15 protein-coding genes are annotated in these 15594 nt (G+C 47.6%); 3 read left to right on the top strand and 12 right to left on the bottom strand.

Going from position 1 to position 15594, the window contains the following annotated elements; translation table 11 throughout:
- Positions 1-36: 36 nt before the first annotated feature.
- Both NSQ20_RS13135 and NSQ20_RS13130 read right to left on the bottom strand, forming a co-directional pair.
- A complete protein-coding gene (locus tag NSQ20_RS13135) occupies positions 37-486 on the bottom strand; it encodes an NUDIX domain-containing protein (RefSeq protein ID WP_340032699.1) in 450 nt (149 codons plus the stop codon).
- 76 nt (positions 487-562) lie between these two features.
- Positions 563-859: a HesB/YadR/YfhF family protein gene (locus NSQ20_RS13130; RefSeq protein ID WP_036609218.1), complete on the bottom strand. Its 297-nt coding sequence runs from the start codon at positions 857-859 to the stop codon at positions 563-565.
- Between the two features lie 485 nt (positions 860-1344).
- On the opposite strand from NSQ20_RS13130, the gene NSQ20_RS13125 reads away from it, so the two are divergent.
- Together NSQ20_RS13125 and NSQ20_RS13120 are read left to right on the top strand one after the other, a co-directional pair.
- Positions 1345-3090 carry an ABC transporter transmembrane domain-containing protein gene (locus NSQ20_RS13125; protein ID WP_036609220.1) on the top strand — a complete coding sequence of 582 codons (1746 nt, stop codon included), beginning with the start codon at positions 1345-1347 and terminating at the stop codon, positions 3088-3090.
- Between the two features lie 12 nt (positions 3091-3102).
- Positions 3103-5193: an ABC transporter ATP-binding protein gene (locus NSQ20_RS13120; RefSeq protein ID WP_340032698.1), complete on the top strand. Its 2091-nt coding sequence runs from the start codon at positions 3103-3105 to the stop codon at positions 5191-5193.
- Between the two features lie 185 nt (positions 5194-5378).
- Here NSQ20_RS13120 and NSQ20_RS13115 read toward each other — a convergent pair whose 3' ends face one another.
- The 7 genes from NSQ20_RS13115 to NSQ20_RS13085 all read right to left on the bottom strand — a co-directional run bounded on the left by NSQ20_RS13115 (position 5379) and on the right by NSQ20_RS13085 (position 12208).
- Positions 5379-6005 carry a YdcF family protein gene (locus NSQ20_RS13115; RefSeq protein WP_340032697.1) on the bottom strand — a complete coding sequence of 209 codons (627 nt, stop codon included), beginning with the start codon at positions 6003-6005 and terminating at the stop codon, positions 5379-5381.
- Positions 6002-6547 (bottom strand): hypothetical protein, encoded by a 546-nt coding sequence (locus tag NSQ20_RS13110; RefSeq protein WP_051447120.1) that lies wholly within the window; start codon positions 6545-6547, stop codon positions 6002-6004. The genes NSQ20_RS13115 and NSQ20_RS13110 overlap by 4 nt, the downstream gene beginning before the upstream one ends.
- A 99-nt stretch (positions 6548-6646) precedes the next feature.
- Positions 6647-7357 (bottom strand): hypothetical protein, encoded by a 711-nt coding sequence (locus NSQ20_RS13105; RefSeq protein ID WP_340032696.1) that lies wholly within the window; start codon positions 7355-7357, stop codon positions 6647-6649.
- Complete coding sequence (locus tag NSQ20_RS13100; protein ID WP_340032695.1) at positions 7354-8409, bottom strand: ABC transporter ATP-binding protein; 1056 nt, start codon at positions 8407-8409, stop codon at positions 7354-7356. The genes NSQ20_RS13105 and NSQ20_RS13100 overlap by 4 nt, the downstream gene beginning before the upstream one ends.
- 6 nt (positions 8410-8415) lie before the next feature.
- Positions 8416-10146 carry an arginine--tRNA ligase gene (argS, locus tag NSQ20_RS13095; RefSeq protein WP_340032694.1) on the bottom strand — a complete coding sequence of 577 codons (1731 nt, stop codon included), beginning with the start codon at positions 10144-10146 and terminating at the stop codon, positions 8416-8418.
- A gap of 534 nt (positions 10147-10680) precedes the next feature.
- The gene (locus NSQ20_RS13090) at positions 10681-11016 is read right to left on the bottom strand and encodes a four-helix bundle copper-binding protein (protein ID WP_036609230.1); all 336 of its coding nucleotides are present in this window, start codon (positions 11014-11016) and stop codon (positions 10681-10683) included.
- A gap of 73 nt (positions 11017-11089) precedes the next feature.
- A complete protein-coding gene (locus NSQ20_RS13085) occupies positions 11090-12208 on the bottom strand; it encodes a GTP-binding protein (RefSeq protein WP_340032693.1) in 1119 nt (372 codons plus the stop codon).
- Between the two features lie 171 nt (positions 12209-12379).
- On the opposite strand from NSQ20_RS13085, the gene NSQ20_RS13080 reads away from it, so the two are divergent.
- On the top strand, positions 12380-12898 hold the full coding sequence (locus tag NSQ20_RS13080) for a MogA/MoaB family molybdenum cofactor biosynthesis protein (RefSeq protein WP_036609234.1): 519 nt from the start codon (positions 12380-12382) through the stop codon (positions 12896-12898).
- Between the two features lie 76 nt (positions 12899-12974).
- On the opposite strand, the gene NSQ20_RS13075 is transcribed toward NSQ20_RS13080, so the two are convergent.
- The 3 genes from NSQ20_RS13075 to NSQ20_RS13065 all read right to left on the bottom strand — a co-directional run bounded on the left by NSQ20_RS13075 (position 12975) and on the right by NSQ20_RS13065 (position 15387).
- Positions 12975-13529 carry a hypothetical protein gene (locus tag NSQ20_RS13075; RefSeq protein WP_076318538.1) on the bottom strand — a complete coding sequence of 185 codons (555 nt, stop codon included), beginning with the start codon at positions 13527-13529 and terminating at the stop codon, positions 12975-12977.
- 74 nt (positions 13530-13603) lie between these two features.
- Positions 13604-14623, bottom strand: a complete 1020-nt coding sequence (locus NSQ20_RS13070) for an acryloyl-CoA reductase (RefSeq protein ID WP_340032692.1) — start codon at positions 14621-14623, stop codon at positions 13604-13606.
- Between the two features lie 110 nt (positions 14624-14733).
- Positions 14734-15387 carry a hypothetical protein gene (locus tag NSQ20_RS13065; RefSeq protein WP_036670421.1) on the bottom strand — a complete coding sequence of 218 codons (654 nt, stop codon included), beginning with the start codon at positions 15385-15387 and terminating at the stop codon, positions 14734-14736.
- Positions 15388-15594 lie beyond the last annotated feature (207 nt).

Below are 15594 nucleotides of genomic sequence, written 5' to 3'. Positions count from 1 at the left end.
CATGCCAAGGTCATTTTTTTGCGGTCAACACTTATTTTATTCTGCAATCTCCCGCGCTAACAGGATTCGGCTAATCTGATTAAGAGGTGGTAACGACTCCAGCGCAAAAAACTTCAGACCTGCATCACTATTTACACGCGACTCCACAAGGTCATCCTGAATGATCACTGTCCGAAACAGGGCAATGACATAATACTCTTCATCTCCGCTTGAATGCAGATGCCGAAGGTCAGGCCCCGAATAGAGACCTTCCAGTGTCATGGTATCAGCAGTCCAACCTGTCTCTTCCCATAACTCCCGATGTGCAGCATCTTCAATAGCCTCACCCGGGCGCATCTCACCTGCTGGCAACCGCCAGTGACCATGTTCAGCATGCTGAATCAGCAGTAATTCACCTTGTTCGTTCTCAGCCCGCACCGCCGCTTTTACAACAATATGAGAGCGTTTTGCGATATACTGGGCCAAATCTCGTGGTGGCAGATTCACTGCTTATCCCCTCCTCCTACTCGGAAGCCGGTGGCGACCTGTAATCCATCTATTGCTTAGCAGAATACTTCAAGGATTAGACTTCGGTATAGCGATATTCGATATCCTGACCTTCATCAACGATATCGACATGCAGTTGGTGCCCTTTCAGATACCAATAATCGTGATCTTCCATAAAGAATTGAATCCCCGACACTTCGGTTTGATCCGCAGGATGTCTTGGTTTCTCCACAGCAATACCTAGCGAAAATCCAGGGTGAAGACCTCCGCCAGAGCTATAACGTGCAAAAAATCGAATGCTGTCTCCCTCGTTCAAATTCAGCTCTTCCTTGTACCAGCGAGCAGCTTGATCGGATACATGTATGGTACTCATTTGGTGTCAGCTCCTTCTGTATATATATGTTCCATCATATCTCGACAGGGACTTGAATACAAACCCGAGTGACCACATAAAGACAAAATAAGTTGTGAAAAATGTTTGACAGATTGTAAAAGCCGGTGTTAAGATGCAAACATACGAGGTCTACATTGTATTTATTTCCAAAAAAAGAAAGGGTGATTACGGTGTTTAACAAACATATGATAGGTCAATTCAGCACACAACTAAATACCGGAGCACACCCGAAATCATTATTCCGTTCATAAGTCGGCATTACAGGCGATCTTTCATTAGAGCCTCTGTGATGTTTACTCACAATCGAACTTATATATGGTGGCGGCTCTGTTCTCTGAGCCATGCTGCCGTATGATTATATGAAGACATACCGCCTGCGTGCGGTATGTCTTTTTTTGTGGGTACATTTCGGCATTCATGAACGGAATTTGCATTTCTCGGACATCGAAAGGAAGGGATAACACTTGTTCTCTGTACTTAAAAACCTGGCCTGGTTCTTCCGGCTGGAACGCAAACGATACCTAACCGGTGTCATTTTGCTTATTCTGGTGGGCATTGCCGAACTGCTGCCTCCTCGTCTTCTTGGTAATGCCATCGACGAGATTGTGCGCGGTTCCATTACCGGCACCTCACTTACGCGTTATATTTTGCTTATTCTAGGAACGGTCATCATTATCTATCTGGTTACATACGTTTGGATGCACAAACTGTTTGGTGGTGCCAACCTGGTGGAGCGGCTGCTTCGTTCACGCTTTATGGACCACTTGTTACGGATGACTCCTCCCTTTTTTGAGAAAAACAGAACAGGAGATCTGATGGCTCGGGCCACCAATGATCTTCGTTCCATCGCCACTACAGCAGGCTTCGGCATGCTGACCTTAACAGACTCTACAGCCTTTCTGGCCACCGTATTGTTCGCCATGGGTTTCCTGGTCAGTTGGAAACTGACCCTGGCGGCAATCCTGCCATTACCTTTTATCGCCATTGCCATGATGATCTATGGTAAAGCTGTACATCAACGTTACACCCTGGCACAGGATGCATTCGGAGATATGAACGACCAGGTGCTGGAATCCATCGCCGGGATTCGTGTCGTGCGTGCTTATGTGCAGGAACGTCTGGACGAGAAACGGTTCGCCGACGTGACCGAAGATGTGTATCGTAAAAATCTGGCTGTTGCCAGAATGGATGCCCTATTTGAACCCACCATCCGCCTCTTCGTTGGACTCAGTTATGTGATTGCACTTGCCTACGGCATATATCTTGTATTTCATAATGAAATTACCCTGGGGGATCTCGTATCGTTTAACATGTACCTGGGGATGATGATCTGGCCCATGTTTGCCATCGGCGAATTAATTAACCTGATGCAACGTGGTAGCGCTTCGCTTGATCGGGTCAACGAGACTTTATCAGTAGAACCTGCCGTACAAGATGTGGAGCAACCTGCTCACGTTACGAATCCGGAAGAAATTGCGATGCAGGATGTTACATTCCGTTACCCAAGTTCCACTGTCGACAATCTCAGTCACATCAGCTTTTCGCTGCGACGGGGTCAAACATTGGGTGTTGTGGGTCGTACGGGTAGCGGTAAGTCTACTTTGCTCAAACAACTGCTTCATGAATACCCTGCCGGTTCGGGCACATTAAGCATCTCGGGTCATCCGATTCAGGATATCGCCAAAGATGACTTGCACAGCTGGATTGGGTACGTACCACAGGAACAAGTTCTGTTCTCCAAATCAGTTCGTCAAAACATTCAATTCGGTCAACCTGGGGCCAGTGATGAAGTCATCATGGAAGCCATTCGTACCGCCGCTTTTGACGGGGATCTGGGAACCTTATCCGATGGACTGGATACACTCGTTGGTGAAAAAGGAATCTCTCTGTCCGGTGGACAGAAACAGCGGGTATCGCTGGCGCGTGCCTTTATTGCTAATCCTGATATTCTGATCCTCGATGATGCCTTATCTGCGGTCGATGCACGTACTGAAGCCAAAATCATTGAAAATATACGCAACAAACGCTCGGGCAAAACCACGCTGATCTCGACTCATCGCCTGTCTGCTATTGAACATGCTGACCGAATCATCGTACTGGAGCACGGAAAAATTACGGAAGAAGGCACTCACCAGGAATTGTTAGCCATGAACGGCTGGTACCGTGAACAGTATGAACGGCAACAGGTCGAGTCCAATCTGTCCACGTAGGAGGTCAATTCATTGAAGTCTAATACAGGCAAAAGGCTGCTTGATTACGCCTTGAAAGCCAAAGGAACATTTATCGCTGCATTAATTATGCTTACCATTGGTGTTGCGGCCGAGCTTGCCGGGCCGTTCATCGCCAAATCCATGATCGACAATCACTTGCTCGCGATTGAGCAACCTTTCTATGAGACAACAGCTTCTGATGAAGCCGCAGTCTACAACGGTAAGAACTACAAACGCGAAGGCTTGTTCGAACCGGATGAAAACAAAGGTTCCGAAGTGCGGGTATTACAAGCCGGCAGAAGTTTTTATTTTGTAAACGAACCGGTAAGCGCACCTGACGGGGACCGCACATATACGGATGGAACCCTTACGGTTACACGCGCAGGTGAGGTAACAGGCCAATATGCGGCAACACCCCTGTCCGCTGGTGAACTGTTTGCTTTTTACAAACCGGAGATGCCCAGCATCTATCAATTAATTGTGTATTACATGATCTTCCTCGTGATCTCGGTCATAATGGAGTTTGGTAAAACTTTCTGGCTGCAATCCTCGGCCAACAAGGTCATTCAAAGACTGCGTAACGATGTGTATGCCCATATTCAGCGACTGCCGGTGCACTTTTTTGATAACCTGCCCGCAGGTAAAGTTGTATCTCGGGTCACAAACGATACAGAAGCCGTAAAAGATCTGTTCGTTGCTGTTCTTTCGAACTTTTTCTCAGGAATCATCACGATTACAGGTGTATATGTCGCACTCTTCCTGCTTGATGTCCGCCTTGGTCTAATCTCCTTATTCGTTGTGCCGATGCTCATTACATGGATTGTGCTCTATCGCAAATTCGCCACTCGCTACAACACGATCATTCGATCACGACTGAGTGAGATCAATGCAATCATTAACGAGTCCATTCAGGGGATGTCCATTATCCGCGTATTCCGCCATCAGAAACAAACCAAACAGGAATTCGAAGATCTGAATGATGACTATATGAAACACCAGAACAAAATGCTTAACCTAAATGCCTTCACCTCACACAATCTGGTTAACGTATTACGGAATATCGCCTTTGCGGTGGTCCTGTGGTACTTCGGTTCCAGTGTGCTGGATGGCACAAGTATTATCTCCCTGGGTGTTCTGTATGCCTTCGTTGATGTTCTGGGTCGCTTGTTCCAGCCAATCACCGGTATGGTGAATCAACTTGCCAACCTGGACTCCTCCCTCGTATCTGCTGGTCGCGTCTTTGAGCTGATGGATGAAAAGGGAGAAGCTGTAACGGATGGCTCTATGCCAAGATACAGAGGGAATGTTGTCTTCGATGATGTATCCTTTGCCTATAAAAAAGATTACGTGCTTAACAATATCTCATTCAAAGCATCCCAAGGTCAGACGGTCGCTCTGGTCGGTCACACCGGCTCAGGTAAAAGCTCAATCATCAACCTGCTGTTCCGGTTCTATGATCCGCAAAAAGGCAAGATCACGATTGACGGTCAGAACGTCAAAGATCTGCCTAAACAGTGGATTCGCGAGCATATGGGGATTGTATTGCAGGACCCGTATCTGTTCACAGGCACCATTGCTTCCAATGTCAGTCTCGGCGATGAGAAGATCTCCCGTGAACGAATTGAACAGGCGCTGCGTGATGTAGGCGCTGAACGTATCCTGGCTCATTTGCCTCAAGGCTTTGACGAACCCGTCATCGAAAAAGGAAGCACATTGTCTGCTGGACAGCGTCAGTTGATCTCCTTTGCTCGTGCACTGGCGTTTGATCCGGCCATCCTCATTTTGGATGAAGCGACAGCCAATATCGATACGGAAACAGAAGCTTTGATTCAGAACGCACTCGAAGTCCTCAAAAAAGGACGTACCACCTTCATCATTGCTCACCGTCTGTCCACTATTCGTTCGGCAGATCAGATTCTGGTTTTGCATCGCGGGCGTATCGTTGAGCAAGGTGCACATGATGAACTGATGGAGCTTAAAGGCCGCTATTATAAAATGTATCAGCTCCAGCAAGGTGCGCAAGCAGCAGCGAGTGCAACCAGCGAGAATCCGTCGGGTGAGATCATTCCAACCTCAACCTCCTTTGCCGGAGGCAATGCATAACAGAGTAAAACAGATAGCTCTTTAAGTAACCAATCAAAATGATGTACTCGACGGCAAAACAAAAACCGATCTACACAGCTACCTCAGGGTTTGCGGTGTAGATCGGTTTTTTTTGTATTTTCATCTGAAGGCATGTTCGGTTACTGTTTATTTCGTCCAGACAAAAAAACAATCCGCGCGCAACCTCACGGCTGCTGCGGATTGTCTATCCATCCTTTGATCGTATATCCCATGTACATCACAGTCTCCCTTGCGAGAAAAGGAAACTTGCTGCGCCAGGTTCGATAAGCCGTTGTTCGTGTCGGAGAGGGTACGGCATCCATACCCAGCCCGGCAGCCAGCTTCATGGCCCGTTTCATATGCAGCGGATCACTCACAATTGTATAGGTTTGATAACCGGCTTGTTCACCAATTGGAATTGAATTGACCAGATTCTCCTCGGTAATTCTGGATTTGGTCTCGATGCGAATATCCGCAGGATCTACTCCATGTGCGATGGCATACTTCTGACCCACTTCAGCTTCCGTATGTTCTCCATCATCACCTGACCCGCCTGTGAAAAGCAGATTACGAACGGTACCCTGACGGTATAATTCAATCCCGTGTTCAATACGTTCGCGAAATACAGGTGAAGGGTTATCCCCTGCCACGGCTGCGCCCAGAATGATTGCTGCGTCCGATATCCTGGATGAATCCTCATCCGTATATGCAGATATACGTATTGCTGTAACCACAGTCCACAGGATTCCAACCAATACTACAGCCAGAGCCGTAATTAATATCCAGCGTTTCGTTATCCGTTTGCTTGTCATTCATCCTCTTCCAAAGCCCTTGCTTGCATACTCTCGGTATGCATACGCTCCAGCGTTTGCAGAGCTGCTGCGGATTCGGCATCCAGACCAAGCTCTGCGATCCAGGCACCCGTATATTGCTGAAGACGGATCTCCAACTCCTGTGCACGGTCTTTGAAATCCTCCAATTCCTTAATCATACGTGATCGTCCTTCCGGACTGAATGTCTCATGGATTCGTTCCTTGAAGTAGTGATGTACGATACGGTTACGTTGCTGCCATAACTCATTCAATTGAAGAGTCTCTTCCTCGGAGAATGTAAAATGATGGCGCACTTCGTGAATGAGCTGCCCCAGTGAACTGCTCATCTTTCGTTCGTACAGATCTTCCAGATCCTCTTCAGACACGGCTTTGCCCTGAGACATTTTCATTAATAAAATCAGATTGACCAGCTGCTGTTCAAGCGCCTGCCCGTAGTACACTGCCAATCCGTAATAGGCAAACAATTCCCTGGAGTGTTCGCTGTCCAGCATGTCACCATTCTGGATATCTGTATTTTGCATATGCGAGCGCCCCCTTCAACCGTACAATGTTAACTATTCCATGTCCCTCTATCCTAACCAAACCAAGAGCAACATTCAAGTTATCGGGAAGCGCGTCTTCTAACTCCGCAGATCTCTTCTTCCGGACAGCCACACATGGATGATTAGTAACCCTAATGCATAGAGCACAGTCCACAGCATAACCGAAATAAAAGAATCCATCTTTGATTCATCAAATAACATCATCTCACGAACCAGATAAAAGGCTGGTGGAAGAATGCGGCCAAGCCATTCTAACGATTCAGGCAGACGTTCACTTAAGGAACCTTGGATAAACGATAGTAATAATACAATAATGAGGGCAGGCATACTGCGACTAAGCAAGGGAATGTACGATTTTTGAAAAAATACACTAATGCCTAATCCCAGTAACGATAACCCCAGATGTCCTAACCAAGTCATCATCCACTCCTCACCTGTAGGTTGTTTCTCGAACATTCCCGCGAACACGGGATACAGCACAGTGATTACGGTGAGCATGAATTGCATTATCCAGGCACAGATGAGTTGACTTGTTACAACCTTACGCCTGCTTCCTGTATGAAGGACAAGTAATTGATACTGCTTAGCAGGTTCGGTATTCATCACCATTACTCCGAGCCAAGCAGCTGCCAGAAATAACAGCATAGCCGTAACACTGTAACTGTCCGCAATAGGGTTGGGTTTGTAGGAATAGATCAGCAGCATGGCGATGATATAAAAGATAACCGGTGCAAAATATTTCTGTGAGCGAATGTGATGCCTTAACAAATATCGGGTCAGATAGATCATTTGGCTTCTCCCCCCGCATCATCCATGGAAGAGCTTAAGTCCACAGATTCTGTGACACCTCTACGACTCGCATGTACAGCTGGATGTTGTCCTTCCAGCAGACTTTCCATATGTAATTGACTTTCTTCCTGTTGTACAGACACAACCGAACCTCCGGATGCCAGAATCATTCTGAGGACATCATCTGTTGATTGTTGAACCACTTTCCAATCCCACAACCAGGAATTGGATTTCTCCGAGTTTGTATTACGAACTAAAGACAGTACTCCCGGTTGTTGTACAATAGATAGATCGTTAGCCAGATCCTCTCCAGCTTTCGTCAGACTTTGAATACGTACAACGGGTTCGCCAGCTTGAAGTATATCTTCACGACTCCAGTAGCGGAGCACGCTGCCTTTTTTCAACACAATCACATGGTCTGCCAAACGTTCAATTAGCAACGGTTCATGACAAGCTGTAACGATGGATGTCCCTTCATCCTTCCATTGCCCCAATAAGGATACAATGCCCTCTTGAGCTGGAATATCCAAGCCTGACAACGGTTCATCCAGCAACAAAAGACCACCCGGTCCAGGTAACAGGGCCTGAATCAAATTCACTTTTTGCAGTGTGCCCTTCGATAATAAGGGTAACTTCTGATCGATCGCGGTATCCAGATATAAAAGTTCACTAAGTTCTCTAATCCGCTCACGCAGTACTTCGGGGCGAATGCCCCGAATCCGACCCATGTCCCACAAATACTCTCCAGAGGTAAAGGGCAAACGTGGCAGGCCATCTACTGCATACCCATTAGAACCCTTCATTGTGCGCTGGATCGATCCTGTATCGGGTAACAAAATACCTGCCAACATACGTAGCAACGTGCTTTTGCCCGAGCCGTTTCTGCCAACAAGTACAGCACATTCGCCCTGCTTCACTTCCAGATTAATTTCATCAAGTACTTGAGCATTACCTAATCGCTTGCTCACTTGTTGAAGCAACATACCTCGACCTAATGAGTCTCGTAAATCTTGATCGGCTTTTTTGAAAAGTCCACGTGTACTCCTTATCACCTGGGATCACATCCGCTCTGGAGCTTGCACACCTAGCAAATGTAAACTGTACGCGAGGCGTTCGGCAGTCCGTTTGGCCAATGCCACCCGGAAGGATCTTACATCAGATGACGCATCCGCAATCCGTTCAGCGTGATAGAAGCGGTTGAACGCCTGAGCGACATCTATTGTATATTTGGCAATGACCGAAGGCTCATTCCGATGAATTGCTTTTTCAAGATACTCGGGATATTCACCGAGCAGTTTCAGCAATGCCCATGAGGTATCTCCGACACAGGATGGAGTGGTCACTGTGTCATTCTCACCATCCGCAAGGCTGGGGTTAGACAGAGGGTTTTCATTTTCCACGCGGATCGCCTCTTCTGCCTTGGCAAGCACACTTTGAATCCGGGCATGGGTATACTGCACATAAGGTCCGGTCTCTCCTTCAAAACTCACCGCATCCTCCAAGGAGAAGTCCACATCGTTTAACCGACTATTACGCAGATCACCGAAGACAATGGCACCTACACCGACCGCCTCAGCCACCTTCTGAGGGTTCTCCAGATTCGGGTTTTTCTCCTGAATAATCTGTAGTGCACGAGCGACTGCCTCATCCAACACTTCCTGCAAAAAGACGACTTTACCGCGGCGGGTGGACATTTTCCGTCCCTCAAAACGCATTAAGCCAAACGGGATATGTTCACACTTCGCAGACCATTCATGACCCATCCTTGATAGGACCGCAAATACCTGACGGAAATGTAACTTCTGCTCGCCTCCGACCACGTATAACAACCGATCTGCCTTCATCACCTCATGACGATAGACTGCCGTAGCCAAATCCCGTGTAGGATAGATTGTTGTTCCGTCTTTTTTGATAATCAGGCATGGGGGCATGTTCTCATCCTCCAGACGTACCACAAGTGCTCCATCACTCTCTTCAAGTAAACCTTTTGCCTTCAGTTCTTCAACCACTGCCCCCATCTTGTCATTGTAAAAGCTCTCTCCCAGCGTATGGTCGAACTGTACATTCAGACGTTCATACATCCGGTTGAATTCCTTCATGCTCACTTCCACAAAGAACGCCCATAACCGCTGTGCTTCATCATCCCCTTGCTCCAGCTTGCGGAACCAGTCGCGTGCCTCAATCTCCAGAGAAGGATCGTTCTCCGCCTCATCGTGGAAGCGCACATACAGTTCCAGTGACGTACGGATCGGGTCTGCCTGCAACGCTTCATCATTGCCCCACCGTTTGTACGCTGCGATCTGCTTGCCAAACTGGGTTCCCCAGTCTCCCAAGTGATTCACACTTACAGAGGTATAACCCGCTTCGTTATACAACCGATACAGTGCCGCACCGATTACAGTAGAACGCAAATGTCCTATTCCGAAGGGTTTTGCGATGTTAGGGGAAGACATATCAATCACAACACGTGAACCTTGACCAAGCTGAAGCTTACCAAATGCCGCATTCCCCAGTTCTTTCAGCAGATTCGGCGCGAGCTTCTCCCGGTTAAAACGGATATTTACATACGGACCGGCGGGAGTCGCTTCAATTCCAGATGCCTGCAATCCAGTTGCGAGCTCGGTCGCAATGACTGCGGGTGCTTTTTTTAATGACTTCGCCAATACAAAACAAGGGAATGCTGCATCACCCATCTCCGCCTGCGGTGGGACCTCCAGTAATCTCATAACCTCTTTTTCATTCAATCCCGTTAAAGGGGCAATATCGGCCGCAGCCTGCTTCATCAACATGCCTAACACTCCTTATCCATTCATTATTGGCTGAAAATAAATACAAAAAAGCTCTCGTCTCTACATAAGAGACGAGAGCTGAATTAACAGTTCCCGCGGTACCACTCTAGGTGAACAGCTACTCCTAATATGCATCAAGATGCATACCAGTAAAACCTGTTCCGCTCGATGCGTATAACGGTCGCAAGCCGGGTTACCCTCAGACAGATATGGCCTATCCCAATCGGGATACGTGCATCTTTTCGGATAACCATCTCACGGGTGCGGTTCACTCAGGTCATGTCATACCGGCTTCCACCTCTCCCGGCTCGCTGTCATGTATGGATCTGGCTACTCTCCCGATCATTGATATTCTTCGTTTCAATTCATTGCCATCATTATACATACCATGATCAGACTTGGCAACCTACATTAAAAATCCCCTACTGAAAGGCAACACATAGGCACATCGTCTCAGATGCCTGTGTTCACTGCCTTCCCTTAGGGGACAACGGTCATTATCGGTTTTAATTATATATTCCAGTGAAATAATATTTACGCCACTGCTGCCATCAACCGGCAAGCTTCTGCACATCTGCGGCAAGCCTCTGCACATGCTTGGCAGTGATCATGGTGGTGTTTGCCACACTCTGCGGCGCAAGCTTCACAAGCTTTCACACACAATTCGCATATTTCAGCAATGAAATCACTTCCACGTGTCATCGCTTGTGCAGCAAAACTGCAGATCTCCGCACATTCCCGATTCAAACGAATGCAATCACGTAACATCGCCAGATCATATTCTTTCAGACTCGATATGTAACATACGTTGCATGCATTCATGCACTCCAGGCAAGCATCGATACATTGTTGATATTGTTGTTGTGTCATTTAAAGTTACCCCCCAGGCAAAGTTTGCTATGCATCTTAATACCCAGTTCGGAGGAATATTGAATCATCTAACCTACTTTATCGCTTCCAATTCCAGTAATTGGTCACGAATGACAGTTTGGTCAAAATGTTCACCTATAAACACAGCAACATTAGGGACCTCTCCCTGAGGTGTGATCTTCATGTAATCCGATTCACGGTAGGCATACTGGAACCAGAAACGGCTCGCCGTGTCACTAAACGATAAGATGCCTTTTGCTCGATACACATCCCGTGGCAAAGCAGATACAAATTGTTCAAACGCCTCACTGTTCACCGGATGACTGAAATAATGTGTATACACCATAACATGTTCGTGTGAGGCATGAGGAGCAGAATGCTCGTGACCGTGGTCATGACTATGGCTATGAGATGCGTCAGTATTCGTAGCATCGCCTTGGACTGTATGATCTGTATGCTCATGTCCATGATTGCAGCCATGTGTACCACAGGTTTCCGTATGCACATGATGCTCTTGGTGAGCCCGCTTGCCTGCTTCAGAAGCTGAATCACGTACGTGCACGTCTGCCCCGCTGCGAAGCAACAGATCCATCTCCACCTCACATTTGACCGTAGGGATTACAGGTGCGAAACCATTCCATTTTGCCAAAAGCTGCTCCAGATCCTGCAGTTCCTGTGCACTCACCCGATCCGTTTTATTCAAGAGAAGCACAGACGCACAACGAATCTGCTCCTGCATTAGCTTGAAGGTCTGCCCCTTCTGCTCCTGATACAGACCAGATAGATGTGCTGCATCCACAACCGTAATGAGACTTTTCAGTTCCAATCGCATGTAAAGTGAAGTCTCAGTTACTGCATCCAGAATCTCCATTGGATTCGCCGCACCGGTTGCTTCAATGATGATCACATCAGGGGATTCCTCCTGAACGAGATCGGCAAGTTGCAATCCCAAGTCACCACGTACGGTACAACAGATGCAGCCGCCTAACATCTCTGTCATCGGAACGGTGGAATCCACAATCTGACCATCCAGATTGACATCGCCTAACTCATTCATAACCACTGCGGGGCGCAAACCCTGCTGTTGCCAATGTTCAATCAACTGAACAAGCAGTGTTGTTTTTCCACTCCCCAAAAAACCTGACAGTATATATACAGGTATGGATTGTTCTTTTATAATCGTTTTATTCATACGTATACACCTCTCTGATTGTCCTTCTTGTAACCTAGTCTATCTATATCTAGCGAGTGTACACCATCCCGCATTCGTTGTGCAATAACGTTCAACTCTTCCCCAGTACATTGCCTGATTCTAACGGATGGTCTATGCTATGAGGACATGTTGATTGAAGGAGGAAGTTTCATGACTAATTCAGTGGAACAACATCGCCAGGAAGCCCCTGACACGGTATCGTGCATGATTGTTACAGTGTCTGACACACGAACCAAAGACACCGATACCAGTGGCCAGCTCATGCACCAGCTTTTGAATGAAGCGGGTTATCAGATTGTTGAATACATCATCACACCAGATGAAACGGAGAACATTCGAAGCATCCTGCAAGATGCAGCTGTTCGTGATGATATTGAAGCCGTGCTGCTTAGCGGCGGGACGGGGATTGCACCCCGAGATACAACCTACGAAGCAGTATCCTCACTACTGGACAAGGAACTACCGGGCTTTGGTGAGATCTTCCGTTTTCTCAGTTACACCGAAGATATCGGTTCCGCTGCCATCCTGAGCAGAGCCGTCGCTGGAACGATTGGACGCACAGCCGTATTCTCCATGCCGGGTTCCAAAGGAGCCGTCAAATTGGCCATGGAAAAACTCATTCTGCCCGAGCTGCGGCATGTAATGCGTGAAATATATAAACCCGTCTGAAAGATCAGACGGGTTTTTAGGGTTTATTTTCAGCTGTACGGTAAGGATTGAAAGTTTTGTGTGCTCCCATCTTCTCTTACCTTAGTTGCCCCAACACATGTTGGAACACCTGCATAACATCCTGTTCATACTTGTCCTTTTCCCCACCGGAAGCTGTATAAACGAGTGAGACGTACCCTTTGCTGCGAATCGTTGTTCGGCCAAGCGCATTCTCCAAGACAGCCTCATCACGATTCTCACTATACATTTGTTTCATGCTGGCAGCACGGGTTGTCGCATCACTGAAAATATGGACTTTCACGATGTGTCTGCCACTTCCATTCAACAAATACATATAAGAGACCCCACCATGGCCGTCATCGGCAGACATGTTATTCATCAGTTGAATGCCTTTTGCTTCAAAACTCTTACTGATCTCACTCACCAATTCACCGTTTAATCCATGTCCTTGACTCTGTGCCCGCACATTTCCTTCATCTGTCGCTTCGCGGGTGTAGACCTTCCGCTCCTGTTCAATGGATGATGCGGAACAAGCCACCAGGGACCAGATACTCGTGATCAACACGCCACTTACAAGTACCGACTTCATTGTTCTTCCAACCAGACTTCGGCCTTTTCTACCAAACCACATGCCAATCCTTCCTTTCCAGCCACGTGTACTGTGACCCAATCAGGTAGAATTAGCATGTCTAAGGACTTAGAATCTTATGCGGATGGCAGATCTGATATCGTATTGACCACCGTACGACCTACTGCACCACCTTGGAGTATCGTCTCCAGCGTATGAGGCAACTGGTCTAGAGAAATTTCCCAGATTCCCAGTTCCAGCGCGCGCTCCGGTTTCCATTCTCCGCCGAGCAGTTTCCACAATCGTTCCCGACGTTCCATCGGACAATATACAGAGTCTATACCAATAAGCTGGATGCCACGCAAAATAAACGGAAGTACCGTAGATTCAAAAGCTGTGCCTCCAGTTAACCCGGATACCGCTACCGCACCTCCGTATTGAACCTGTTTCAATCGCTCCGCAAGAGCCGGTCCTCCTGTTGGATCAACAACTCCCGCCCATAGCTGTTTCCCCATCGCTCCTTTAGCTGGAGTATCAGCTTCTTCCCGAGTAATGACCTCTGAGGCTCCCAAGTTTCTAAGCAATGGCTCCTCCTGCTCCTTCTTGCCTGTGCTGGCTGTTACTTCAAAGCCAAGCTTCGCCAGAATCGCTACTGCCATACTGCCAACACCACCCGTTGCACCCGTAACCAGAACCTTGCCCATCTCCGGTGTCACTCCAGCCTGTAACAGCGCATCTACCGAAAGTGCAGCCGTAAATCCTGCGGTTCCAATTGCCATGGCTTCTTTCTCACTGAGACCCGGTGGCAGAGGCACCAGCCATTCACTGCGCAGACGCGCATACTCGCTGTACCCCCCGTAATGGGATACGCCAGGTTCAAATCCTGTACTGATCACCCGATCTCCTGGTGCAAAACGTCCACTTACCGACTCTTCTACCGTTCCGGCCAGATCAATCCCCGGGACCATCGGGTACTCACGAACGACACCGCCTTTGTCAAGGGTAGCAAGTCCGTCTTTATAATTGACACTGGAATACTGCACCTGTACCGTTACATCTCCATTTGGCAGATCTTCCTTCTTCAGTTGCTCTATAGCAGCTTTCACTCCGCCCTGTTCTTCTTTACGGACAACATATGCGTTAAAATGGTTTTTCATCGATAACCACTCCTTCTTTGGATTGTATATATTTTTCCATTAAGCACATGAATTGTTCGCATTCAGCTTAACGGCTCCGTTTACCTATGGAATTCTTCAAATATTGATGATCAAACTCTGTCTCTCCTGAGCGTCAACAGATAGATTAGTGGACCCACAATAGGGATGATGCCTGCCGCGGTCCAAGCTGCTGAACGTCGACTCACTTTAGTATCCCTGTATATCGCAATCATGGAAAGTAAGGTCAGCAGTACAAAATCAATCGTCATGATATGTACAAAGGCAGATTGATTGAATGCTTCCATATATACATCCGGATGACCTTGCGTCACGGCATAGAATGCTGCCCCCAGCGTTAACAGCAGAAGGACTACATGCGTCAGCTTGTGGGCTGCTACCCGTCCAATTCCCGACTCCCGCTGACGACCAAAATGTAAGTTTGCGTAACCCGAAGCTCTATTTGCGGATGATGACCATGCATAATAGGGAAGAAGGGTAAAAGCACCCAATCCGAAAGAAAGTATAACAAAAGGCCAAGCCGGTACACGGCCACCTCGTTCTTTCACAGATGTTCTTAACAGCATACAGGCATAAACTGCCGGGAAAATACCTAACCACGAAAATACCGTAAGTAACCAGGGCTCTTTGCTTTGCATTGTAATCAGTTCTTTGAATATCGGATCACTTCCAGGTGACTGCCCCGGTGCCAACAACAATGCATAGGCAATAAAAGCGATCCAGACCAGTCCTAATATCCATCTCATGTCTGCACCTCCTCTTACTTTCATCCCCTACAGCTACGGGATTGAAACAATGCGATGCAGAATTTGGCGGCTCCTGCGCTTTCCCGAGAAATAATTACTACTTTTCCCCTACAACCTCTTGAATTGGGCATGACTATTTCCAGTATAGCCTGTTACCATGGCAGTCTGTCCATGAGATTTCTTACATCACTGGTCCACCTCATCGGG

It is taken from the genome of Paenibacillus sp. FSL K6-1122, from assembly GCF_037977015.1.
Classification (GTDB): Bacteria; Bacillota; Bacilli; order Paenibacillales; family Paenibacillaceae; genus Paenibacillus; species Paenibacillus amylolyticus.
Note: the sequence above shows the minus strand (reverse complement) of the source record. Positions and strands in the feature narration are given on the sequence as shown.

What these genes read in the sequence shown, in the direction of transcription:
- NSQ20_RS13080 (WP_036609234.1), top strand. Translation starts at nt 12,380, where the DNA reads ATGACTAATTCAGTGGAACAACATCGCCAGGAAGCCCCTGACACGGTA.
- NSQ20_RS13130 (WP_036609218.1), bottom strand. Translation starts at nt 859, where the DNA reads ATGAGTACCATACATGTATCCGATCAAGCTGCTCGCTGGTACAAGGAA.
- NSQ20_RS13110 (WP_051447120.1), bottom strand. Translation starts at nt 6,547, where the DNA reads ATGCAAAATACAGATATCCAGAATGGTGACATGCTGGACAGCGAACAC.
- NSQ20_RS13115 (WP_340032697.1), bottom strand. Translation starts at nt 6,005, where the DNA reads ATGACAAGCAAACGGATAACGAAACGCTGGATATTAATTACGGCTCTG.
- NSQ20_RS13065 (WP_036670421.1), bottom strand. Translation starts at nt 15,387, where the DNA reads ATGAGATGGATATTAGGACTGGTCTGGATCGCTTTTATTGCCTATGCA.
- NSQ20_RS13085 (WP_340032693.1), bottom strand. Translation starts at nt 12,208, where the DNA reads ATGAATAAAACGATTATAAAAGAACAATCCATACCTGTATATATACTG.
- NSQ20_RS13105 (WP_340032696.1), bottom strand. Translation starts at nt 7,357, where the DNA reads ATGATCTATCTGACCCGATATTTGTTAAGGCATCACATTCGCTCACAG.
- NSQ20_RS13090 (WP_036609230.1), bottom strand. Translation starts at nt 11,016, where the DNA reads ATGACACAACAACAATATCAACAATGTATCGATGCTTGCCTGGAGTGC.
- argS (WP_340032694.1), bottom strand. Translation starts at nt 10,146, where the DNA reads ATGTTGATGAAGCAGGCTGCGGCCGATATTGCCCCTTTAACGGGATTG.
- NSQ20_RS13070 (WP_340032692.1), bottom strand. Translation starts at nt 14,623, where the DNA reads ATGAAAAACCATTTTAACGCATATGTTGTCCGTAAAGAAGAACAGGGC.
- NSQ20_RS13075 (WP_076318538.1), bottom strand. Translation starts at nt 13,529, where the DNA reads ATGTGGTTTGGTAGAAAAGGCCGAAGTCTGGTTGGAAGAACAATGAAG.